Origin of the sequence: Streptomyces sp. 8K308 (genome assembly GCF_004348315.1) — a bacterium.
Taxonomy (GTDB): domain Bacteria; phylum Actinomycetota; class Actinomycetes; order Streptomycetales; family Streptomycetaceae; genus Streptomyces.
Map to the genome: position 1 here is coordinate 41,075 of NZ_SMKC01000004.1, position 21,087 is coordinate 62,161.

The 21,087-nt window shown below is 73.2% G+C and carries 18 protein-coding genes; 6 read left to right on the plus strand and 12 right to left on the minus strand.

Annotation, left to right across the window (positions count from 1 at the left end):
- Positions 1 to 19 precede the first annotated feature (19 nt).
- The 3 genes from E1265_RS01395 to E1265_RS01405 all read left to right on the plus strand — a co-directional run bounded on the left by E1265_RS01395 (position 20) and on the right by E1265_RS01405 (position 4,538).
- The gene (locus tag E1265_RS01395) at positions 20 to 532 is read left to right on the plus strand and encodes a sigma-70 family RNA polymerase sigma factor (protein ID WP_132928336.1); all 513 of its coding nucleotides are present in this window, start codon (positions 20 to 22) and stop codon (positions 530 to 532) included.
- Positions 519 to 1,211 carry a hypothetical protein gene (locus E1265_RS01400; RefSeq protein WP_132928337.1) on the plus strand — a complete coding sequence of 231 codons (693 nt, stop codon included), beginning with the start codon at positions 519 to 521 and terminating at the stop codon, positions 1,209 to 1,211. The genes E1265_RS01395 and E1265_RS01400 overlap by 14 nt, the downstream gene beginning before the upstream one ends.
- A gap of 63 nt (positions 1,212 to 1,274) precedes the next feature.
- Positions 1,275 to 4,538, plus strand: a complete 3,264-nt coding sequence (locus E1265_RS01405) for a S8 family serine peptidase (RefSeq protein WP_132928338.1) — start codon at positions 1,275 to 1,277, stop codon at positions 4,536 to 4,538.
- 126 nt (positions 4,539 to 4,664) lie between these two features.
- Here E1265_RS01405 and E1265_RS01410 read toward each other — a convergent pair whose 3' ends face one another.
- The 3 genes from E1265_RS01410 to map are packed head-to-tail and all read right to left on the minus strand — an operon-like array spanning position 4,665 to position 6,114.
- Complete coding sequence (locus E1265_RS01410; protein ID WP_132928339.1) at positions 4,665 to 5,057, minus strand: hypothetical protein; 393 nt, start codon at positions 5,055 to 5,057, stop codon at positions 4,665 to 4,667.
- Positions 5,054 to 5,317: a hypothetical protein gene (locus E1265_RS01415; protein WP_132928340.1), complete on the minus strand. Its 264-nt coding sequence runs from the start codon at positions 5,315 to 5,317 to the stop codon at positions 5,054 to 5,056. The genes E1265_RS01410 and E1265_RS01415 overlap by 4 nt, the downstream gene beginning before the upstream one ends.
- Positions 5,318 to 5,346: 29 nt before the next feature.
- Positions 5,347 to 6,114: a type I methionyl aminopeptidase gene (gene map, locus E1265_RS01420; RefSeq protein ID WP_132928341.1), complete on the minus strand. Its 768-nt coding sequence runs from the start codon at positions 6,112 to 6,114 to the stop codon at positions 5,347 to 5,349.
- A 50-nt stretch (positions 6,115 to 6,164) separates the two neighbouring features.
- Between map and E1265_RS01425 the strand changes: the two genes are divergently transcribed.
- Positions 6,165 to 6,431, plus strand: a complete 267-nt coding sequence (locus tag E1265_RS01425; protein ID WP_132928342.1) for a helix-turn-helix transcriptional regulator — start codon at positions 6,165 to 6,167, stop codon at positions 6,429 to 6,431.
- 12 nt (positions 6,432 to 6,443) lie between these two features.
- On the opposite strand, the gene E1265_RS01430 is transcribed toward E1265_RS01425, so the two are convergent.
- Positions 6,444 to 7,091: a dihydrofolate reductase family protein gene (locus E1265_RS01430; protein ID WP_132928343.1), complete on the minus strand. Its 648-nt coding sequence runs from the start codon at positions 7,089 to 7,091 to the stop codon at positions 6,444 to 6,446.
- Between the two features lie 157 nt (positions 7,092 to 7,248).
- Entirely contained in the window at positions 7,249 to 8,037 is a 789-nt protein-coding gene (erm, locus tag E1265_RS01435) for an ErmE/ErmH/ErmO/ErmR family 23S rRNA (adenine(2058)-N(6))-methyltransferase (protein ID WP_132928344.1), read from the minus strand.
- A 250-nt stretch (positions 8,038 to 8,287) separates the two neighbouring features.
- Here erm and E1265_RS01440 point away from each other — a divergent pair, with 250 nt between their 5' ends.
- Both E1265_RS01440 and E1265_RS01445 read left to right on the plus strand, forming a co-directional pair.
- Entirely contained in the window at positions 8,288 to 8,491 is a 204-nt protein-coding gene (locus E1265_RS01440) for a hypothetical protein (protein WP_132928345.1), read from the plus strand.
- Positions 8,434 to 12,141 carry an ABC transporter ATP-binding protein gene (locus E1265_RS01445; protein WP_132928346.1) on the plus strand — a complete coding sequence of 1,236 codons (3,708 nt, stop codon included), beginning with the start codon at positions 8,434 to 8,436 and terminating at the stop codon, positions 12,139 to 12,141. The genes E1265_RS01440 and E1265_RS01445 overlap by 58 nt, the downstream gene beginning before the upstream one ends.
- 112 nt (positions 12,142 to 12,253) lie before the next feature.
- Here the strand turns inward: E1265_RS01445 and E1265_RS01450 are convergent, their stop codons facing one another.
- The 7 genes from E1265_RS01450 to E1265_RS01480 all read right to left on the minus strand — a co-directional run bounded on the left by E1265_RS01450 (position 12,254) and on the right by E1265_RS01480 (position 20,924).
- Positions 12,254 to 12,478 carry a hypothetical protein gene (locus E1265_RS01450; RefSeq protein WP_132928347.1) on the minus strand — a complete coding sequence of 75 codons (225 nt, stop codon included), beginning with the start codon at positions 12,476 to 12,478 and terminating at the stop codon, positions 12,254 to 12,256.
- A gap of 50 nt (positions 12,479 to 12,528) precedes the next feature.
- A complete protein-coding gene (locus E1265_RS01455) occupies positions 12,529 to 13,773 on the minus strand; it encodes a sugar ABC transporter permease (protein WP_132928348.1) in 1,245 nt (414 codons plus the stop codon).
- A complete protein-coding gene (locus tag E1265_RS01460) occupies positions 13,764 to 14,543 on the minus strand; it encodes an ATP-binding cassette domain-containing protein (protein ID WP_132928349.1) in 780 nt (259 codons plus the stop codon). Before E1265_RS01460 ends, E1265_RS01455 begins: the two co-directional genes overlap by 10 nt.
- 39 nt (positions 14,544 to 14,582) lie before the next feature.
- A complete protein-coding gene (locus tag E1265_RS01465) occupies positions 14,583 to 15,683 on the minus strand; it encodes a substrate-binding domain-containing protein (protein ID WP_132928350.1) in 1,101 nt (366 codons plus the stop codon).
- Between the two features lie 57 nt (positions 15,684 to 15,740).
- On the minus strand, positions 15,741 to 18,146 hold the full coding sequence (locus E1265_RS01470) for a SpoIIE family protein phosphatase (protein ID WP_132928351.1): 2,406 nt from the start codon (positions 18,144 to 18,146) through the stop codon (positions 15,741 to 15,743).
- 146 nt (positions 18,147 to 18,292) lie between these two features.
- Positions 18,293 to 18,802, minus strand: a complete 510-nt coding sequence (locus E1265_RS01475) for an NUDIX domain-containing protein (RefSeq protein ID WP_132928352.1) — start codon at positions 18,800 to 18,802, stop codon at positions 18,293 to 18,295.
- Between the two features lie 64 nt (positions 18,803 to 18,866).
- Complete coding sequence (locus E1265_RS01480; RefSeq protein ID WP_243740455.1) at positions 18,867 to 20,924, minus strand: SpoIIE family protein phosphatase; 2,058 nt, start codon at positions 20,922 to 20,924, stop codon at positions 18,867 to 18,869.
- Positions 20,925 to 21,087: the final 163 nt, after the last annotated feature.

Below are 21,087 nucleotides of genomic sequence, written 5' to 3' on the forward strand. Positions count from 1 at the left end.
CTGCCGGACATTACTGGGCATGGAATTGGAAACTCGGGCCGATGAGTTCGACCGGCTCTACCGGGCGACCTACCGCCGGGTGTTCGCCTACGTCCTCCGTCGGCTCAGCGAGACGGCCGCGCAGGACGTGGTGTCCGAGGTGTACACGGTGGCGTGGCGGAAACGTCGGCACCTGCCCGAAGACGATCACGAGGCGGCGTTGTGGTTGTTCGGCATCGCCCGCAACGTTCTCGCGAACCAGGCTCGGAGTCAGCGGCGCTGGGCGCGGCTGATGCTCCGCGTGGCGGAGCATCCCCCGCCCCCGGCCGTCGACGACCAGCACGGCGTCGGGCTCGCGTTGACCGCCCTGTCGGCCGTCGACCAGGAAGTCCTGCGGCTCGCGTACTGGGACGACCTGCCCCACCGCGACATCGCCGTGATCCTTGGCGTCTCGGCCGCGGCCGTGACCACCCGACTGTCCCGCGCCCGGGAGCGGCTGCGTGCCGCCCTGGACACCCAGAGGAACGAGGCGAACACCCATGCCGATGTCTGACGAGGAGCTGGAGCAGATGTTTCGTAGCGCGGACCCGGTCGCTCACCGGACCCTGCCCGACCCGCCGCCCTTCCGTCCCCGGGCCCGTTTCCGGCGAAGGTTCGTCATTCCCGTGGTGGCCGCGCTGGCCATCGGCGGGGCGACCGCTGCCGGAACGACCTGGATCGTCGGAGACGGTGAGGGACACTCCTTCGACTCGACCACCGTCAGCTGCATGGCCGCCCACGGCAGGGGCGACGCCGTCGTCGGTTTCAACCCGGTGACCGACGACCCGCTCGAACAGTGCGCCGAGGCGTGGGAGGGGATGCTGGACGAGCCGGTCCCCGCTGAACTCACCGCCTGCGTGGGCTGGAACGGGAGCGGCGACTCCGTTCATGTGTGGCCGGGCAGTGGCCCGGAGGTGTGCGTCGACCACGAGAGCGACCCGTGGGCCGGGCCGACGCCGGAACAGCTGGACTTCGGACAGTTCCGGCTGGACCTGGAGAGTCGGCTCCCCTCGGGCGAGTGCCTGCCGCGTGCCGAGATCGAGGGCCTGCTCTCCCGGCTCCTGGCGGAGAACCAGCTGGAGGGCTGGACGGTCCACATCGTCGATTCGCCCAACGAGGCCGTGAGCGAGGACTGCATGGAGCTGGCGCACTACCTGGAGGACGACCGGGAGGTGTGGATTCAGGCGCTCTGAGCCGGAGTGTCACACATCGCCGGCGCATGAGCGTCATGCCCATCCCACTTCGAAGGAGATCGAGTGCGTCAGAGAAAACGCAAGGCCGCCGGGGCCGTGCTGGCCGTGGCCTTGGCCGCGGCCCTCGCGTCCGCGGGGGGCGCGGAGGCGGCCGGGTCCGGGGCATCGCCGGCCGCGGACCACACTGCCTCGTGGGTCACCCTGGTCACCGGAGACCGCGTGCTGCTCGACGCGGACGGTGACCTCGCGCGACTGGTCCCGGCCGAGGGACGGGCGGACATACCCGTGTCGGTGCGCGAGGAGAACGGCGGCTTGTTCGTCGTGCCGGCCGACGCCCTGGCCCTGATCCGCCAGGGCACCGTGGACGAGCGGCTGTTCGATGTCAGGGAGCTGAGCCGGCCCGAGTACCGCCGGCTCGCCGGCGAGGGCGTGCCAGCCATCGTGCGCTACGACGGCGAGCGCCCCGCCCGGCTGTTCGCGGCCGGCGGCCCCGAGGTTCGGGCCGAACTGCCCAGCGTGAACGGCGAGGCCGTGACCTTCGCCCCGGAGAACGCCGCCGCCGCGTGGCAGGCGCTGACCGGACCGCGCACCCTCGCCTCGGGGGTGGCCTCCCTCGCGCTGGACAGCCTCCGGCGGGCTGCTCTGGACACGAGCGTGCCCCAAGTGGGCGCGCCCGAGGCATGGGCGACGGGCCTCGACGGCGCGGGCGTGACCATCGCCGTCCTCGACACGGGCATCGACGCCACCCACCCAGACCTCGCCGGCGCCAAGGTGGCCGCCGAGGCGAACTTCTCGGAGGCGCCAGGACCTGAGGACCGCTACGGCCACGGCACCCATGTGGCGTCGATCGCGGCCGGCACCGGCGCGCACTCCGGCGGCACCCACACGGGTGTGGCGCCCGGGGCCACGCTGCTCAACGGCAAGGTGCTGGACGACAGCGGCTCGGGACTTGACTCCGGGATCATCGCGGGCATGGAGTGGGCGGTCGGACAGGGCGCCGACATCGTCAACATGAGCCTGGGCGGCGCGGACACCGAGGGCCTCGATCCCCTGGAAGAGGCCGTCAACCGGCTCTCCGCGGAGTCTGGCGTGCTGTTCGTGGTGGCCGCGGGCAACGACGGCCCGCAGGCCGGCACCGTGAGCAGCCCCGGCAGTGCGGACGCCGCCCTCACCGTCGGGGCGGTGGACGACTCCGACGCCCTGGCCGACTCCTCCTCGACCGGTCCGCGCGCCGGCGGCGGGGCCCTCAAGCCCGATCTCACCGCCCCGGGCGTGGACATCGGCGCGGCAGCGGCCCCTGGCAGTGTCCTGGCTGAGGAGGGCGTGCCCGTCGGCGACGGCTATGTCGCGCTCTCGGGCACCTCGATGGCCGCGCCGCACGTGGCGGGCGCGGCGGCGCTGCTGGCCCAGCGTCATCCCGACTGGACCGGTGCGCGACTGCGGGCCGCGCTCGTCTCGGCCGCTCAACCCCTCGACGGGTATGGGGCGTTCCAGCAGGGCAGCGGTCGGCTGGACGTGGCCCGGGCCATCGAGCAGACCGTCGTGGCGGAATCCGGCGCGCTCGACTTCGGCACGGCGGCCTGGCCACACGAGGACGACGGGCCCGTCACCGAGGAGCTGACCTACGCCAACCTCGGCGACACGGACGTCACCCTCGACCTCGCCGTCGCCGGAATCGGGCCGGACGGTGCCCCGGCCCCCGGGAGCATGTTCACCCTCGATACGACGCGGGTCCAGGTACCTGCCGGCGGCACCGCCACCGTGGCCGTCGCCGCCGACACCTCGCTCGGCGGCGAACTCCACGGCGCCTACAGCGCGTTCGTCACCGCAACGGGTGCCGGGCAGACCGTGCGCACGGCCGGTGCCGTGGACCGCGAGCCCGAGCTGTACGAGATCCGGGGCGAGGCACTGGACGCGGACGGTGCCCCCCTCACTGACTGGTGGGCCGTGGCTCTCAACCTCGAAACCGGCGAGACCCATCCGCTCGCCGGCGAGACCGCCGACGGCGCGGTTCGGGTACCGCCGGGCGACTACCTCGTGGTGGCCGACCACGGCGGATCCGGCGAGAAGCCGAGCGATGTTACCGTCTTCACCCAGTCGCTGCTCGCGCTGCGCGAGGACACCACGGTGACCTTCGACGTCCGGGAGGCGGCGGACCTGGACATGGGGGTCTTCGACCCGGACGCCGAGGCGACGATGCTCCAGGCGGCGATTCTCAGCGAAGACGGCGACTTCAACCTGGGGTGGTTCACCACCCGCCCTGAAGTGACGGCCCTGCGGACCCTGGGGCAGGGCCCGGAGCTGACCGGCCGGCAGTTGACGTCGGAGATCGGCGCGGCCTGGTCGGACGGCGCGGACACGGAGTACCGGGCGGCGCACCGGCGCACCGGCTCGTTCTTCACCGGCCTGACCGATCAGGTCGAGCGAGCCGAGGTCTCCGAGCTGAGGATCGGCCACGGTACCCCGGCCCCGGGCCTGTTGGGCACGCTGAGCGTCGAAACATCGATGTCCTTCGATCTGACCGGCGAGCCGCGCGAGCTCCCGCGGAACGCGACCGTGTATGTCACGGGCGGCGTCCCATGGCAGCACAGCCTCCGGGTGGTCCGCGGCGAGGACGACCAGGGGGAGGGGTACCAGCTGTTCGCGCGCCCTCAGATATACGAGCCGGGGGCGACGCACCGGTTCACCATCAACTCCGGCGTGTTCGGCCCGGGCATCGGCCCGGCGGACGAGTTCTCCCGCACCGGCAACGTGTTGACCGCCAGTCTGGGTGACCTCCTCGCGGACGGCGCCGGGAACAGGAACCTGAACCCCTTCGCCGAGGGCACGACCACCCTCTCCCGCGACGGCGTGGTCATCGCCACCGAGGAGGCGCCGCTGAGCTGGTCCGAGTTCGAAGTGCCGCCGGAGGAGGCGCGTTACGAGCTGGCCACCACGGTCACCGGCGACTGGCCGGTGAGCACCGAGGTCTCCGCCACGTTCGCCTTCGACTCGGCGCTCGTGGCGAGTGAAGAGCCCGAGCAACTGCCGTTCTCCATCGTCCGATTCACGCCGTGCCTGACTCTGGACAGCACGGCGCCTGCGGGGCGGCGCATGCGGGTGCCAGTGACCGTCCATGGCTCGGCCGCCGGGGACAACCTGGGGTCGCTGGCGATCGAGGTCTCCTACGACGGTGGCGAGAGCTGGCGGGAGGTGCTGGTGAGGGACGGACAGATCACCGTGACCAACCCCGCCGCTGGCGGCAGCGTCTCCTTCCGCGCCGAGGTCGCCGACCGCGCCGGAAACACCACCGTCCAGAGGATCACCGACGCCTACCGCACCATGTGAGTGCCCGAGCACGAGCCCTGCTCTCAGGTTCCTCACAGACGGAGACGGTTTGACCTCGACACGTGTCACGCCTGAAGGGGCGTCCCGTAGCGTGACAGGACGGGACGCCCTCGACCGGAACGAGCGCTACTTGTTCAGATCCATCACCCGTGTGCCAGTGCCCTGGTAAGCGTCAGGGGCGAGCGTGGCGACGATGGCGCCCTCCGGGTGTTCGAAGGAGGGCGCGGCGACCTGGACCGCATGGGCGATGCCCGGGGTGAGGCCGGGGGACGCGCAGAGTTGGGAGACGGCCAGTATGTCGGAGAACGTCAGATCGACGGCGTTCAGCACTTCCAGCGCCCCGACGTGGGCCGCGACGCCGTGACGCTCACGGTCCGCCTCCAGCACGCACAGCACCGGGACCCACAGCTTGGTGCTCGGATCGCGGTAGGCGCGATGGATCAGGGCCGAGGCGTTGCGGTTGCCCGAGCCGAGCGCCAGCAGGGTCGGTTGATCGATGACCAGATGGTGTTGGATCACGCGGTGACCTCGGAGCCGCCTGCGAAGGCGTCCTGGATCTTGCGCCGCATGCGTTCGTCGTCTTCGGCGGTGAGGTGGACGCCGAAGTGCTCCGCGATGTAGGCGCGTGCCTTCTCGGCGCGGTCCTCGCGTTCCTGGGGGGTGAGCGTCGACTCGGCGAACTCCTGGACGAGCGAGCGGATCGATGTGCCGCGAGCTTCGGCGAGTACCGCCAGCCGGTCGCGGACGTGGTCAGGGACGCGGATCATGACGTCGGGCATGGAGAGAGTATACGCCCCGTATACTCGATTCAGGGCAGCGTCAGGATCCGCGGTCCCTCGTTCGTGATGGCCACCGTGTGCTCGAAGTGGGCCGCCCGGCTGCCGTCGTTGGTGCGGAGGGTCCAGCCGTCGGCCGCCGGGTGGTAGTCGTCCCGGCCGCCGGCCAGCAGCATCGGCTCGATGGCCAGCACCAGGCCGTGCTTCAGCGGGTAACCCCGGCCCGGCCGGCCCTCGTTGGGGACGTCGGGCGCCTCGTGCATCCGGCGGCCGATGCCGTGGCCGCCGAAGCCGTCGGGGATGCCGTAGCCGGCGGTCCTGGCGACCCGGCCGATGGCGTGGGCGATGTCGCCGATCCTGGCGCCGACGACGGCCGCCGCGATGCCGGCGTTCAGGGCCTCCCGGGTGGTGTCGAGCAGCCGCTGGTCCTCCGCGTCGGCCTCCCCGATGGTGAAGCTGATGGCCGAGTCGCTCGCCCAACCGTCCAGGTACGCACCGCAGTCCACGCTCAGCAGGTCGCCGTCGCGCAGCCGGTAGTCGGTGGGGATGCCGTGCACGATCGCGTCGTTGACGGAGGCGCAGATGACGCCCGGGTAGGGCGTCGGCGCGAAGCCTGGGTGGTAGTCGAGGAAGGCCGGCTTGGCCCCGGCGTCGCGGATGACCGCGTGTGCGATCTCGTCGAGATCCCGCAGCGACACGCCGGGGCGCGCCGCCTCCCGCACGGCGGCCAGCGCGCGGGCCGTCACCCGCCCCGACTCGCGCATCGTCTCCAGCGCCGCGTCCGTCTTGATCTCCACCATGCCGATGCTCCTCCCGCGCCAATTCTTATACCGGTATTAGTATCACGGGCATGGTACGCACTCCACTCACCCCCGAGGAGCGCGCGCGGGGTCGCTTCCTCGGCGCCCTGCTGCGTGAGGCGCGCGGCGAACGCAGCATGTCCGAGGTCGCGGCGGCGGCCGGGATCTCCGCTGAGACGCTGCGCAAGATCGAGACGGGGCGGGCGCCGACCCCGGCCTTCTTCACGATCGCGGCCCTGGCCGGCGCGCTCGGCCTCTCGCTCGACGAGGTGGCCGCCGCCTGCGCACCGGAGGAACGGAGCACGGCGGCGGCCTGAGCGCGCACCGCGTCACCTGCGCCAGAACAGGTGGTGCGTCACGCCGCTCGGGCTGGGCACGACGTCGAGGTGGAACCGGTCGAGCAGCTCGTCCGGTGACTCCCAGAGGCGCAGCCCTGACCCGAGCTTCACCGGCGAGACCGCCACGTGCATGGCGTCGACGAGGTCGGCGTCGAGGAACTCCCGGATGGTGCTGACCCCGCCGCCGAGCCGGACGTCCTTGCCGCGCGCCGCCTCCCGGGCCCGGTCGAGGACCGCGGCCGGGTCGCCAAAGACGAAGTGGAACGTGGTGTCGGAGAGCGTGAACGAGGGACGCGGGTGGTGGGTCATGACGAACACCGGCGTGTGGAACGGCGGCTCGTCACCCCACCATCCCCGCCACTCGTGGTCCTGCCAGGGGCCGCGCTGCGGTCCGAACTTGTTGCGGCCCATGATCTCGGCGCCGATGTTGTTGGCGAAGTCCCGCGTGAAGTAGTCGTCGAGACCGCGGCTCCCCCCGGGGTCCGTGCGGGTGGGCCAACTCGCCGTGGCCCCGCCCCAGGAGAACAGGCGCTCGGGGCGGTCTACCCGGCCGAACGGACGCTCCAGGCTCTGGTGCTCGCCGGCGCCGATCCCGTCGCTCGAGACGTTGAAGTTCTGGACTCTCAGCAGCTGGCTCATCCGGCTCCTCCTCCACTCCGTGGTCGGTACGCCGGTTGGACCACCGGCGGGGGCGAAACTCATCGCCCCGAGCGGAGCCGACGTCGGGCGGGGCGGTGCCGTGGACCCGGCGTCGGGGCCGGGGCCACGGCGGAGCAGGCCGTCGCGGTCCGCGCGGCTACGGCGCGAGCCGCTGGAACAGCATCAGCCACTGCGGCGGGCTGACCACCCCCACCGCCGCGTCGGCCGGGATCCCGGCCGCGCGCAGCGCGTCACGGACCCGGGCCGCCCGGCGCCGCCGGGAGAGGGTGGCCCGCAGCGAGCCGCCGACGCCGGTGAAGCCCTCGGCGACCAGCGCCCGGTACGCCGGCAGCCGGTGCCCGGGCAGCAGCGGCTCGGTCCTGCGGGTGATCCGCAGCACCGCGGAGTCGGTGCGCGGCACCGGCGTGAAGTGCTCGCGGCGGATCCGTGGCCCGAGCTCCCAGCCGTGCTCGGGCCAGCTGGTGACCGTCAGCAGCGGCCACGTGCCGAAGTCGCCGGTGCGGCGCCGCGCGAACTCCAGCTGGGTGACGAGCGTCGCCGAGGTCAGCGCCCGTGCGCCGAGGCACCAGCGCACGATGTCCGTGGTGCGCGAGTAAGGGATGTTGCCGACCACCGCGAACGGGGTGCGCGGCGGGGCGGCGCGCAGGAAGTCGCCGGCCACGACGCGCACGTTCCGCGCCGGGGCGAGGCGGGCCGGGAGCCGGCGGGAGAGCGCCGGGTCGATCTCGTAGGCGACGACCCGGCCGGCCGAGCCGGCGAGCACCCGGGTCAGCGTGCCCTCGCCGGCGCCCGGCTCGAGCACCGTCTCGTCGGGCCGCAGCCGCGCGGTCCGCACGATCATGCCGAGCACGCCGGGCTCGTGGAGGAAGTTCTGTGAGAAGGCCCTCCGCCTGGCGCGGGGGTGGTGGATGCGCTCGCGTGCCATGAAGGCTCACGTCCTCGTGTGTGCGAGGACAGGCCGGGGCGGCGGTAGGGAGACGCGAGAGGGTGCCGACGGCCTGTCCGGTGGTCAGAGACACACGGACGGCCCTGATCGGGCACGGGAGAGCTGGCTACTGCGGGACGCTCAGGCGCCGGACAGGTCCCCCAGGACCAGGGCCGGGCGCCGGTGCGCAGGCGGGCGTTCGTCGCCGGTCTGCGCAACGGCGCACAGACCGCGGATGAAGGTCGCTCCCATGGCCGCGACGCTACGCACGCCGCCCGGCCCCGCGCAACCGGATTACCGTTCCGACGATCAGCGGTTCATAGTGTTGCTGTGGGATGAAATCCGCAGGTCCCGGCGTTTGGCTTCCCTGGGATACGACAGCGAGGGAGAGACGGCGTGCCCAGTGGTGGTGGTCGTGGTGGTGGTCGTGGTGGTGGATGGATACGGCGGCTGACCGCCTACTGCTGGCGTTACCGCCGCAACCTGCTGCTCTCCGTGGGCGCCTCGCTGGTCGGCATGGCCGTGATGGCGCTGATGCCGCTGATCATCAAGAACGTCATCGACGACGTCGTGGTCGGCGGCCAGGGCGGGCTCGGCGGGCAGATCGGACTGCTGATCGCCGCCGCCGTCCTCGTCTACGCGCTCACCTTCATCCGCCGCTACTACGGCGGCCGGCTCGGCATCGACGTCCAGCACGACCTGCGGACCGAGATCTTCCGCACCATCACCCGCCTCGACGGCCGCCGCCAGGACCAGCTGTCCACCGGGCAGGTCGTCGGCCGCGCCACCAGCGACCTCCAGCTCATCCAGGGCCTGCTCTTCATGCTGCCGATGACCATCGGCAACCTGATGCTCTTCGCGGTCTCGCTGCTCGTGATGGTCACCCTCTCGCCGCCGCTGACCCTGGTCGCACTCGCCGTCGGCCCCGCCCTCTGGTTCATCACCGTCCGCAGCCGCGACCGGCTCTTCCCCGCCACCTGGTACGCGCAGCAGCGCGCCGCCGAGGTGGCCGGCGTGGTCGACGGCGCCGTCACCGGCGTCCGCGTCGTCAAGGGCTTCGGGCAGGAGGACCAGGAGACCGGCAAGCTGCGCGACGTCAGCCGCCGGCTCTTCGGCGCCCGGATGCGCACCGTCCGGCTCAACGCCCGCTACACCCCGGCGCTCCAGGCCGTGCCCGCGCTCGGGCAGGTCGCCATGCTGGCGCTCGGCGGCTGGATGGCGACCCGGGGCCAGATCTCGCTTGGCACCTTCGTCGCCTTCTCCACCTACCTCGCGCAACTCGTCGGCCCGGTCCGGATGTTCACCCTCATCCTGACCATGGGCCAGCAGGCGCGGGCCGGTGTCGAGCGGGTCATCGAACTCATCGACACCCGGCCCGAGATCACCGAGGCCCCGGACGCGCACACGCTGCCGGCCGACGCCCCGGCCACCGTCGAGTTCGACCGCGTCTCCTTCGGCTACGGTCCGGAGCGGCCCGTGCTGCGCGACCTCAGCCTGCGCATCGAGCCGGGCGAGACGCTCGCCGTCGTCGGCCCCTCTGGCAGCGGCAAGTCCACCGTCTCCCTGCTGCTGCCGCGCTTCTACGACCCCGACGAGGGCGCCGTCAGGATCGGCGGCGAGGACGTCAGGCACCTCACCTACGACTCGCTGCGCACCGCCATCGGCCTGGTCCCCGAGGACAGCTTCCTCTTCTCCGACACCATCCGCGCCAACCTCGCCTACGGGCACCCGGAGGCCGACGAGCGGCAGATCAGGGCCGCCGCCAGGGCCGCCCAGGCCGAGGACTTCATCCTGGCGCTCCCCGACGGCTACGACACCGTCATCGGCGAGCAGGGCCTGACCCTCTCCGGCGGCCAGCGGCAGCGGATCGCGCTGGCCCGCGCCATCCTCACCGACCCCAGGCTCCTGATCCTGGACGACGCCACCTCGGCCGTGGACGCCCGCGTCGAGCACGAGATCCACAGCGCGCTGAAGTCCGTGATGGCGGACCGCACCACCCTGCTGATCGCCCACCGCCAGTCCACGCTCCAGCTCGCCGACCGGATCGCCGTGCTGGACGGCGGCCGGCTCGTCGACACCGGAAGCCACGAGGAGCTCGTCGAGCGCTGCGAGCTCTACCGCGCCCTGCTCGCCGACCCCGGCGAGCTCGGCGGCGTCGAGCGCGACCCTGCCGGGGTCGAGGCCGAGCCGGCCGGCGACCCCTGGCCGGACGTGACCGAGGTCCAGGACGAGGAGGCCGGCAGCCCGGAGCTGCGGGCCCGGGTCGCCGCCCTGCCGCCCGCCACCGACACGCCCGACATCGACGAGGCGCGGGCCGCGCGCCCCGAGACCGAGTACGGGCTGCGCCGGCTGCTCGCCGGCCTCGGCCGCCCGCTGCTGGTCGCCCTGCTGCTCGTGGTCGCCGACGCCGCCGCCTCCCTGGCGGTTCCGGTGCTGATCAGGCACGGCATCGACCAGGGCGTGGAGCGGGCCGCGCTCGGCGCCGTGTGGGCCGCGTCCGGCATCGCGCTCGCCGTGGTGCTCGGCCAGTGGGCCGCCCAGTACGGCGCGATCCGCGCGGTCGGCCGCACCGGCGAGCGTGCCCTCTACTCGCTGCGCGTCAAGATCTTCGCCCAGCTCCAGCGGCTCGGCCTCGACTACTACGAGCGCGAGCAGGCCGGCCGGGTGATGACCAGGATGACGACGGATGTCGACGCCCTGACGACCTTCCTCCAGACGGGGCTCACCCAGGCGCTGGTCGCCGTGCTCACCTTCTTCGGCATCATGGGCGTGCTGATCGCCATCGACGTCCAGCTGGCCCTCATCGTGCTGGCCACCCTGGTGCCGCTGGCCGCCGGCACCGTGGTGTTCCGCCGGCACAGCTCGCGCGCCTACGAGCTGGCGCGCGAGCGGGTCAGCGGCGTCAACGCCGACCTCCAGGAGTCCGTGGCCGGGCTGCGGATCGTCCAGGCCTTCAGGCGCGAGCGGGACGGCTACGAGCGCTTCACCGACCGCTCCGACGGCTACCGGCAGGCCAGGGTGCACGGCCAGTGGCTGATCTCCGTCTACTTCCCCTTCGTGCAGCTGCTCGCCAGCCTGGCCACCGCCGGGGTGCTGGTGGTCGGCGCCGGCCGGGTCGGGGACGGCACCCTGACCGCCGGGGCCCTGGTCGCCTACCTCCTCTACATCGAGCTGTTCTTCGCCCCCGTCCAGCAGCTCTCCCAGGTCTTCGACGGCTACCAGCAGGCCGTCGTCTCGCTCGGCCGCATCCAGGAGCTCCTGCGCGAGCGCACCTCGACGCCGGCCCCCGAGCGGCCGACCGGCGTCGAGTCGCTGCGTGGCGAGCTGGAGTTCGACGACGTCCGGTTCGCCTACCGGGGCGCCGACGACGAGGCGCTGGCCGGCGTCACCCTGCGGGTGCCGGCCGGGCAGACCGTCGCCTTCGTCGGCGAGACCGGCGCCGGCAAGTCCACCCTGGTCAAGCTGGTGGCGCGCTACCACGACCCGACGGCGGGCGCGGTGCGGGTGGACGGCACCGACCTGCGCGAACTCGACCTCGCCGGCTACCGGCACAGGCTCGGCGTGGTGCCGCAGGAGCCCTACCTGTTCCCCGGCACCGTGCGGGACGCCATCGCCTACGGCCGGCCAGCGGCGACCGACGCCGAGGTGGAGGCGGCGGCCAGGGCGGTCGGGGCGCACGCCATGATCGCCGCGCTCCCCGGCGGCTACCGGCACCGGGTCGCCGAGCGCGGCCGCAACCTCTCGGCCGGCCAGCGCCAGCTGATCGCCCTGGCCCGCGCCGAACTGGTGCGGCCCGACATCCTGCTGCTCGACGAGGCCACCGCGGCGCTCGACCTCGCCACCGAGTCCCTGGTCAACCAGGCCACCGATCGCCTGGCCGGCAGCCGCACCACCCTGGTGGTGGCCCACCGCCTCAGCACCGCCGCTCGCGCCGACCGCGTCGTCGTCCTCGACCACGGCCGGATCGTGGAGGACGGTCCGCACGCGGATCTCCTCGCCGCCGGCGGGCGCTACGCCCGCCTGTGGGCCAGCTACACCGGCGCGGAACAAGGCGCCGAGACCACGGCGGACGACACGGAGGCGCTGCAGTCGGTCAAGCCATGAGCGGGCGCTGGGCGGGCGCTCGGCCCGCGGAGGCGTGGCGGCCGGTGGGGCCGCGCGGCGAGTGCGTGGGGGGTCCTGGCCGGTGGGAGCGTCGGCTCAGCCGCCGGCCAGGCTAACGGTTGCGTGGGTGCTGGCGGGCCACCCGCTCGTTGCCCCGTCGGTAGTTTCCCGTCCAGCGGGCCATCACCAGCTGCGGGTCCCCGCCCGGCGCCGCGATCGCCGCCAGGAACTCCCGCGCCCGCTCATCCCGCAGCACCGCGGCCACCCGCCCCCGGTGCGTGACCCGCACGCTGCCGTCCGCCCGCACGTCGTACGCGAAGCCGTTCGCTTTTCCCATGCGCCGGACCCTATCCAGCCGGCGTTGGTTCGCCGGGCTGCGGCTTCCGTTCACGCCCGGCCGTGTGCCTTCTGGAGGCGGCGGGAGAGGGCGTCGATGGCCACGGCGGCCAGGAGCACGCCGCCGGTGATCATGAACTGGACGGCGACCTGGATGCCCAGCAGGGCCATGCCGGACGCGATCGACTGGATGACCAGGACGCCGAGCAGCGCGGACCAGATGGAGCCCCGTCCGCCGAACAGGCTGGTGCCGCCGATGACGGCCGCCGCGATGACGTTCATCAGCAGGTCGCCGGAGCCGGACGCGTGGCTGGCCGAGGTGATCCGCGAGGCCAGGAAGATCCCGCCGACCGCCGCCATGGTCCCGGACAGGGCGAACACCGTGATCCGCAGCCGGACCACGTTGACGCCCGCCCGTCGGGCCGCCTCGACGCCGCCGCCGAGGGCGAAGACCCGGCGGCCGTAGGCGGTCCTGCGCAGCAGGAAGTCCAGGCCGAGGAGGACAGCCAGGAAGATCAGCACGGCGAGCGGCAGCCCCTGGAACGCGCTGAGCACGGCGGCGGTCGTGAACGCCACCGCCGCCAGGAGGCCCGTGCGCGCCACGATCTCGCCGCGCGGCCGGGCCGGCACGCCAGCGCTGGTGCGGCGGCGGCGCTCCAGCCAGGAGAGCAGGAAGTACCCGGACACGCCGAGCGCGGCGATCCCGTAGGCGGCCACGGCATGCGTGAAGTAGTAGCTGGTGAGGGTGGCGACCAGGCCCTCGTCGTTGAGGTTGATCGTGCCGCTGGTGCCCAGGACGAGGAGCATCAGGCCGTTCCAGCCCAGCAGCCCGGCCAGCGTGACCACGAACGCGGGTGCGCCCATCCGGGCGACGAAGACGCCGTGCACCGCACCGGCGCCCACGCCGCAGAGCACCGCGAGCAGGAGCGCGAGCCACTCGGCCAGGCCGTGGTTCACGTTCAGCACGGCGAACACCGCGGCGGCCAGGCCGCTGACCGAGCCGACCGACAGGTCGATGTCGCCGACCAGCAGGACGAAGACGATGCCGACGGTGATCATGCCGATGCCGACCGTGTCCACGCCGAGGTTGGAGAGGTTGCGGGGCGAGAGGAAGGCGGAGTCCAGGCTCTCGAAGACCACCCAGATGACGATGAGCCCGGCGACCACCGGGAGCGAGCCGAGTTCACCGCCGCGCGCCCGGCACCGGAACTCGTCGACGTACCCCCGGAGACCCGGACCGCGGACGATCCGGCGGGGGTCGTGCTGGGGCGGGGCGTTCTCCCGGTTCACGGCCATGCCCGCCCCGGCCGCGTCGGCGCGTTGTCGGTGGCTCCGGTGATGGAGGAGATGATCTGCTCCTGCGAGGTGGTGTTCACGTCGAAGAAGCCGTTGTTGCGGCCCAGGCGCAGCACCGCGACCTGGTCGGCGACGGCTTTGACGTCGGCGAGGTTGTGGCTGATGATCAGCACCCCGAGGCCGCGCTCGCGCATCTGGTCGATGAGGTCGAGCGCGTGGGTGGTCTGCTCGACGCCGAGCGCCGCGGTCGGCTCGTCGAACACGACGACCTCGGGCTCGCCGAGCAGCGCCCGGCAGATAGCCACCGCCTGCCGCTGCCCCTGGGAGAGGGAGGCGACAGGGGTGCGCAGGATGGGGACCCGGATGGCCAGGCTCGACAGCAGTTCGTGGGCGCGGCGCTCCATCTCGACCTCGTCGAGGACGCCCGCCCGAAGAAGCTCACGGCCGAGGAACAGGTTGCCGACGACGTCCAGGTTCTCGCACAGGGAGAGGTCCTGGTAGACGGTGGCGATGCCCAGGGCCTGGGCGTCGTGCGGGCGCTGGAGGCGGACGGATCTCCCCTTCCACTCCAGCAGGCCCTCGTCGGCCGGGTCGGCCCCGGCGATCACCTTGACCAGGGTGGACTTGCCGGCACCGTTGTCACCCACCAGGGCGCAGACCTCGCCGCCGTGGATCTCGAGGTCGACGTCCGTCAACGCCCGGACGGCACCGAACCGCTTGGAGACCCCGCGCAGGCACAGCAGGGGCGCGGGGGTGCGCTCGAGTGCCATGTGCGATCACCTCCTGGCGGACGGCGGGTCGAACGGGCGCTAGTCGAGGAGGCCGGCGCGACGGCAGTCGTCCTCGAACCGCCGGGTGCAGAGCTGGTCGATGGTGACCAGGCCGTCGCGGACGACGGTGTCCTCGATGTCGTCGACCGTCACGGATACCGGGGTGGCCAGTACCGCGGGTATGTCGTCGGCGCCGTCGGTGGCGACCCGGTCCCGCGCGATGTCGTCGAGCGGTTCCCCGCGCGTCAGGGCGACGGCCAGCTCGGCGGCGGGGCGCGCCTCGTCCTCGTAGGGCTTGTAGACGGTCTGGTACTGGGTGCCGGCGACGATGCGCTGCAGGGCCGCCAGTTCCGCGTCCTGGCCGGTGACGGGCGGCAGCGGGTCGATCCTGGCGGCCCTGAGGGCGGCGACGGTGCCGGCGGCGACGCTGTCGTTGGCGGCGAGGACGCCGTGGATCTCCTCGGGGCCGAGGTCGGCGACGGCCGCGGTCACGTTGCCGTAGGCGAACCTGGAGATCCAGCCGGGCGTGTCGTACTCCCTGAGGATGTCCACCTCGCCCTCGAGTACGGAGAGCGCGCCCTCCCGGAACAGGGCCGTGTTCGGGTCGGTCGGGGAGCCGTTCACCATGACGATCTGGTCTCCGCCCCGCTCGTCCAGGGCCCGCAGCAGCGCCTCGCCCTGCTCCCTGCCGACCTGTCTGTTGTCGAAGGAGACGTAGGCGGAGACGGGGCCCTCGGCGAGACGGTCGTAGGCGACGACGGGGATGCCCGCCTCCTCCGCGCGTTCGACGGAGGAGTGGATCGCGGTGGCGTCGACGGCGGTGAGGATGATCGCCCCGACGCCCCTGGTGATCATGGAGTCCATCTGCTGCTGCTGGACGGCCACGTCGTTCTGGGCGTTGACGGCCTCCAGGCGGCAGTCCCCGCACAGCTCCCTGACCCGCCGCTCCATCAACGGACGGTCGAAGCTCTCCCAGCGCGCGACCTGCTTGTCCGGGAGGAGCAGCCCGACCTCGAAGCCGCTCTCCTGACGGCCGCGCTCCCCGCCGCCGCCTGGATTCCGTTCGCCGCACGCGGCCAGGCCTGCGGCGAGGGACGCCGCGACCACGACGACCGCGGCGCCCCGGGTGACCGTCGCCATCGGCGCCTCCGACCACGGCTGGGGATGCGTGAAACCGCCTGTTGGGCATATGCAACGCTAAGCGGACGAAGGGTGCAACTCGCCCAGATCGATCTCGCCCCACACCTGCTTGCCGCCGCTGAGCGGGACGGCACCCCAGGAGGCGGTGACGGCCTCGATCAGCAGCAGGCCGCGGCCACCGGTCGCCTCCCAGTCCACACTGGTCGGCTTCACCGGGGTGCGCGGCGAGGAGTCGCTGACCGCGATCCGCAGGTGGTCGCCGGCGAGCGTGAGATCCAGCCGCACCTGGCCCTGGGTGTGCACCATGGCGTTGGTGACCAGCTCGGAGACGACCAGCAGGGCCAGGTCGGAGCCGGCCGCCACGTCCCAGGCGCGCAGGGTCCGCTCGGTGAAGCGACGCGCGTGGCTGACGGCGTCGGGCAACCGCCACAGTGCCCAGCTGGCGCGGCGCGGCCTGACCCTGGTCCCGTCGTAGCGCAACAGCAGCAGCGCCACGTCGTCGTCGCGCCGGTCGGCGCCGCCGATCAGCGCGTCGGCCAGCCGGGCGGCATCGGAAGGATCGGTGGCGGACATGATGTCCCGCACCCGGCGCAGCCCGTCCTCCAGGTGCAGGGTCGACGACTCCACCAGGCCGTCCGTCACCAGCGTGAGAACCGTTCCCGGGGCCAGGCCGACCGTGGTCATGGGGAAGTCGGCGTCGGCGACGATGCCCAGCGGGGGCCCGCCCTCGACCTCGACCTCGTGGGTTCCGCCGTCCGGGTCACGCAGCAGCGGAGGCAGGTGTCCGGCCCGCACGAACCAGGTGCCGCCCTCCTCCATGTCCATGGCGACATAGCAGCAGGTCGCGAACAGGTCCGTCTCCATGCCGACCAACAGGCGGTTGGCGTGCGAGACGACCACGTCGGGGGAGTGGCCCTCCACCGCGTAGGCCCTGATGGCCGTGCGGATCTGGCCCATGATCGTGGCCGCGGCCGCGCTGTGTCCCTGCACGTCCCCGATGACCAGCGCCACATGCCGGTCGGTCAGCTGGATCACGTCGTACCAGTCGCCCCCCACGTCGAGCCCCACCGTGGCGGGCAGATAACGGGCGACGGCGACTCCGCCCGGCAGCCGGGGCAGGGTGCGGGGCAGCAGGCTGCGCTGGAGCATGGCGGCGAGCTCGTGCTGGGCGTCGAACGCGCGGGCGCGCACCAGCGCCTGCCCCACGAGACGGGCGGCCGCGGACAGCAGGAACCGCTCCTCGGGGCCGAACTCGTGCGGCTCCTCCCAGCCGACCAGGCACACCCCGGCGGCCTGGCCGTCGGCCGGCAGCGGCACGACGGCCAGGCCGCCGGGACCGACGCCCGTGAGCTCCCGCTCCAGATCGGCGCCGGCCGGCCACAGGCTCATCCGGCCCTCCCGCAGCGCGGCGCGCAGCGTCGGCAGCAGGGGGGCGCCGACGGCGGACGTCGGAGGGAAGACCGGCGTGTCGGGCCACTGGGAGCGCCAGGTCTCCGGCCAGGCGGCGGGTTCCGGCGGATCGAGCGCCCTGACCAGCAGCCGGTCGGCCTCCCACCCGGCGAGCGCCACCCGGTCCGCTCCCAGCTCGCGCAGCGCCGCGACCGCCACCTCACTGACGTCGTGCACGGTCACCGCGGTGGCCAGGGTGGCGGAGAGCCGCTGCACCCGGGAGACGTCGTTGGCGCTGGGCCGCAGGTGGGAGGCGTCCGCCACCACGCCGAGCACCCGCTCGGGCCGCCCGGCCTCGTCCGAGAGCAGCCGGCAGCGCAGGTGCAGCCAGCGCAGCTCGCCGTTCGGCCGGCGGGTCCTGAACTCCAGCTCCCGACTGCCGGAGGCCGACGTGGGGGGCTCGACCATGGACGTCAGCGCGGGGAGGTCCTCGGGCACCGTGCGCGCGATCATGGTTTCCACGCGGCTGTCGAAATCGTCCGCCGACAGGCCCATGAGGTCGAGCAGCGTGGGATCCGCATCGACCCGCCCGCTGCTCAGCGTCAGAGTGAAACGGCCGAGCCGGACGCCGTCGGCGCCGCGCCCGAACACGCGCCGCGCCCGCGGCGTGCCATCGACCGCGAGCCGTTCGCCGACATGCTCGGCGTACATCTCAAGGACGGCACGCCGTTCGTCGTCGAAGCCCTCGGCGACCTCGTCGGCGACGACCAGGCAGCCCAGCGACCCGCCGTCACCCCCCAGCGGCAGCGCGCCGAGTGAGACGCCGACCGAGGGCTCCTCGGTGGCGGTGTCGCGACGGGCCGCCACGCCGGCGGCATCCAGCCACAGCGGGCGACCGGCGCGCCATGCCTCGGCGACGGGAGAGGGGCCGGCCGGCGCATAGCCCGGCGCGAGGCCGAACCGGGCGCTCGGGCCTCCCTCGGTCTCGGCCAGGCGCAGCTCGCCGGCGCCCGTGTCCAGCAGGTAGAGGGCGGCCAGCGCCGCCCCGCCGAATACCCGAGACCCTTCCGTCAACGCCTGTCGCCTCCGACTCGTCCACGTGTGCCGTATCCGAGCCCTTCCAGCGTAGGAACGAGCCACCGGGTCAGCGAGTCAGCACGGCGCCAGGGAGAGCCGCCGGCAGCGGCCGACCTCCCGACCACCCGGCCCCGGCGGGCGGTCTAGGCCGGCTGCGGGCGCCCTGGCTCGGTCAGCAGCTCGGCCAGATAGGTGTCCACCAGCTGGAGCTGACCGCCCTGCGGTGGCTCCCCGCCGTCCCACCAGGTGATCGCGGATATCTCCTCGTTGGGCGAGAACGGAGCCGGCTCCTCGGCCTCGGCCAGCGCGGCCCGGAAGATCGCGCCGCGCAGCTCCGGCTTGTTGGCGAAGGCGGTGAGCGCGAAACCGGCGAAGCGCAGCTCCTCCGGGGGTATGGAGACCCTGGCCTCCTCCCACAGCTCGCGGGCCGCGGCCTGGCGCGGCGTCTCCCCCGGCTCGATGCCGCCGCCCGGCAGCTCCCAGCAGCCCCGACCGCGGTCCAGGACCAGCAGCACCCGGCCGCCCCGCTCCACCGCCACCAGGCAGTAGCCCACCGGGGCGTCGCCGAACTCGCTGCCCTCCGGGAGTCGGTCGAAGGCCAGCAGCCGGACCCCCAGCGGCCCGGTGGCCAGCGGTCGCGTCGTGTCGGTCATGGCGTCGAGCCTGCCACACGCCACCGACAACGGCACCGGCCCCGGTGCCAGGGCCGCGCGGCTCTCACACCGGCACCGCGGCGTCCGGCGCGAACTCCGCCCAGATCGTCTTGCCGGTACTGGTCTGTCTGGAGCCCCAACGCTCCGTCAGCTGGGCCACGATGAACAGACCGCGCCCGCTCTCGTCGTACACCCGCGCCCGCCGCAGGTGGGGTGAGGTGCTGCTGCCGTCCGACACCTCGCAGATCAGGCCGTGCTCGCGGATCACCCGCAGCTGGATGGGTCCGCCGGCGTGCCGGATGGCGTTGGTCACCAGCTCGCTCACCACCAGCTCGGTGGTGAACGCGGCGTCCGCGAGGCCCCATTCGGCCAGCTGCCCGGTGGCCAGCTCGCGTGCCGTGGCCACCGCCTCCGGGCTCGGCGTCACGTCCCAGGTGGCCACGTGCGCCGCGTCGAGCGCGTGCGTGCGGGCCAGCAGCAGCGCCACGTCGTCCTTCGGCCCCTCCTGGAGCATCGTCTTCAGCAGCGCGTCGCACGCCGTCTCGAGCGACGTCACCGGCTGGGAAAGCGCCTCCCGCAGCTCGGTGATGCCGCCGGTCGTCCCGTCGGCCCTGGACTCGAGCAGGCCGTTGGTGAACATCACCAGCACGCTGTCCTCCGGCAGCAACAGCTCGACCGACTCGAACGGCAGTCCGCCGATGCCGAGCGGTGGACCGGCGGGCAGCTCGATCTGGTCCACCCGGCCGTCCGGCAGCACCAGCGCGGGCAGCGGGTGCCCGGCCCTGGCGGCGGTGCAGGCGCGGGAGACCGGATCGTAGACGGCGTACAGACAGGTGGCGCTGAACCCCGCGCCCGGGCTGTCCTGTTCGGTCTCCGAGCGGAGCCGGATCATCACGTCGTCCAGGTGGGTCAGGAGCTCGTCGGGCGGCAGGTCGATGTCGGCGAGCGTCCGCACGGCCGACCGCAGCCGGCCCATGGTGGCCGTGGCGTACAGGCCGTGCCCCACCACGTCCCCCACCACCAGCGCCACCCGGGCGCCGGAGAGCTGGATGACGTCGTACCAGTCGCCGCCCACCCCGGCCTGGCCGCCGGCCGGCAGGTAACGGGTCGCGACGTCGACCGCCGCCAGTCGGGGCAGCCGCCGGGGCAGCATGCTGCGCTGGAGGGTGAGCGCGGTGCGGTGCTCGTGTGTGTAGCGGCGGGCGTTGTCCACGCAGACGGCGGCCCTGGCGGCGATCTCCTCGGCCAGCAGCAGGTCGTCGTCGTCGAACGGCTCCGACCGCTGGTGGCGGATGAACACCGCCACCCCCAGGGTGGTGCCGCGCGCCCGCAGCGGGACGGCGATGCCGGAGTTGAAGCCGAACTTCCTGGCGTGCTCCGCACGCTTGGGGTCCCGCTCCAGCCACTCAGGGAGCCGGTCCCCGGCGAGCCGCATCGGCTCGCGCACCGCCCGGCCCTCGGCCAGGCAGCGGGACAGGATGTACTCCTCCGGGTAGTAGGTCTCGTCGCCGGGCGCGACCACGGCCTCCGGGGCGCCCTCGAGCACCGACAGGTGCGCCACCCGACGCATCCGCAGCGCGCCGTGGATCGGCCCCGGATCCGGCTCCTCGCCGCGCAGCACCGGCTCGAAGAGATCGACGCACGAGAAGTCGGCCAGCCGCGGCACGGCCACGTCGGTCAGCTCCTGCGCGGTGCGGGTCACGTCGAGCGTCGAACCGATCCGCTCGCTCGCCACGGTCAGCAGGGTGAGCCGGTCCCTGGCGATCATCAGCCCGTTGACCCGCCGCTCGCGGTCGAACCGCACCCGGCAGACGATGAGCCCGAGCGCCGCGCCGAGGGTCACGATGCCAACCGCGAAGAGGCGGGAGACGAAGGTGACCTCGCTGGCGACGAGCCCGTAGACGACCAGACTGGTGGCGAGCGCGACGGCACCGACCAGCATGGTGGGCCACAGCGGCAGCAGCGCCCCGGCCACGACGGGCGCCAGCGCGGCGAAGCCGGCCCACCTGACCCGGCCGCCGACCTCGGCGTCGTAGACCGAGACGGCCGTGATCAGCGCGAGGCTGACGAACAGCAGCGTCAGCACGCCACCGCGACGAGCGCGATCCGGTAGCCAAGCCACCCGTCAACCGTAACCGCGCGGGCCTCCCCCCGCCCGCGAAGCCCTACCCGCCCGGGCGGCCTGACGGCCGGCGCTACGAGGGCGACGCGACGTCGCCGGTTCGGGCCGAGGCTGAACCGTCCACGACCACGGGCTTCCGAAACGGAACCGACCGCCTCTTCCG

What these genes read in the sequence shown, in the direction of transcription:
- E1265_RS01395 (WP_132928336.1), top strand. Translation starts at nt 20, where the DNA reads ATGGAATTGGAAACTCGGGCCGATGAGTTCGACCGGCTCTACCGGGCG.
- E1265_RS01400 (WP_132928337.1), top strand. Translation starts at nt 519, where the DNA reads ATGCCGATGTCTGACGAGGAGCTGGAGCAGATGTTTCGTAGCGCGGAC.
- E1265_RS01415 (WP_132928340.1), bottom strand. Translation starts at nt 5,317, where the DNA reads ATGCCCGACGTCATGATCCGCGTCCCTGACCACGTCCGCGACCGGCTG.
- map (WP_132928341.1), bottom strand. Translation starts at nt 6,114, where the DNA reads ATGGTGGAGATCAAGACGGACGCGGCGCTGGAGACGATGCGCGAGTCG.
- E1265_RS01425 (WP_132928342.1), top strand. Translation starts at nt 6,165, where the DNA reads ATGGTACGCACTCCACTCACCCCCGAGGAGCGCGCGCGGGGTCGCTTC.
- E1265_RS01430 (WP_132928343.1), bottom strand. Translation starts at nt 7,091, where the DNA reads ATGAGCCAGCTGCTGAGAGTCCAGAACTTCAACGTCTCGAGCGACGGG.
- erm (WP_132928344.1), bottom strand. Translation starts at nt 8,037, where the DNA reads ATGGCACGCGAGCGCATCCACCACCCCCGCGCCAGGCGGAGGGCCTTC.
- E1265_RS01440 (WP_132928345.1), top strand. Translation starts at nt 8,288, where the DNA reads ATGGCCGCGACGCTACGCACGCCGCCCGGCCCCGCGCAACCGGATTAC.
- E1265_RS01450 (WP_132928347.1), bottom strand. Translation starts at nt 12,478, where the DNA reads ATGGGAAAAGCGAACGGCTTCGCGTACGACGTGCGGGCGGACGGCAGC.
- E1265_RS01455 (WP_132928348.1), bottom strand. Translation starts at nt 13,773, where the DNA reads ATGGCCGTGAACCGGGAGAACGCCCCGCCCCAGCACGACCCCCGCCGG.
- E1265_RS01460 (WP_132928349.1), bottom strand. Translation starts at nt 14,543, where the DNA reads ATGGCACTCGAGCGCACCCCCGCGCCCCTGCTGTGCCTGCGCGGGGTC.
- E1265_RS01465 (WP_132928350.1), bottom strand. Translation starts at nt 15,683, where the DNA reads ATGGCGACGGTCACCCGGGGCGCCGCGGTCGTCGTGGTCGCGGCGTCC.
- E1265_RS01475 (WP_132928352.1), bottom strand. Translation starts at nt 18,802, where the DNA reads ATGACCGACACGACGCGACCGCTGGCCACCGGGCCGCTGGGGGTCCGG.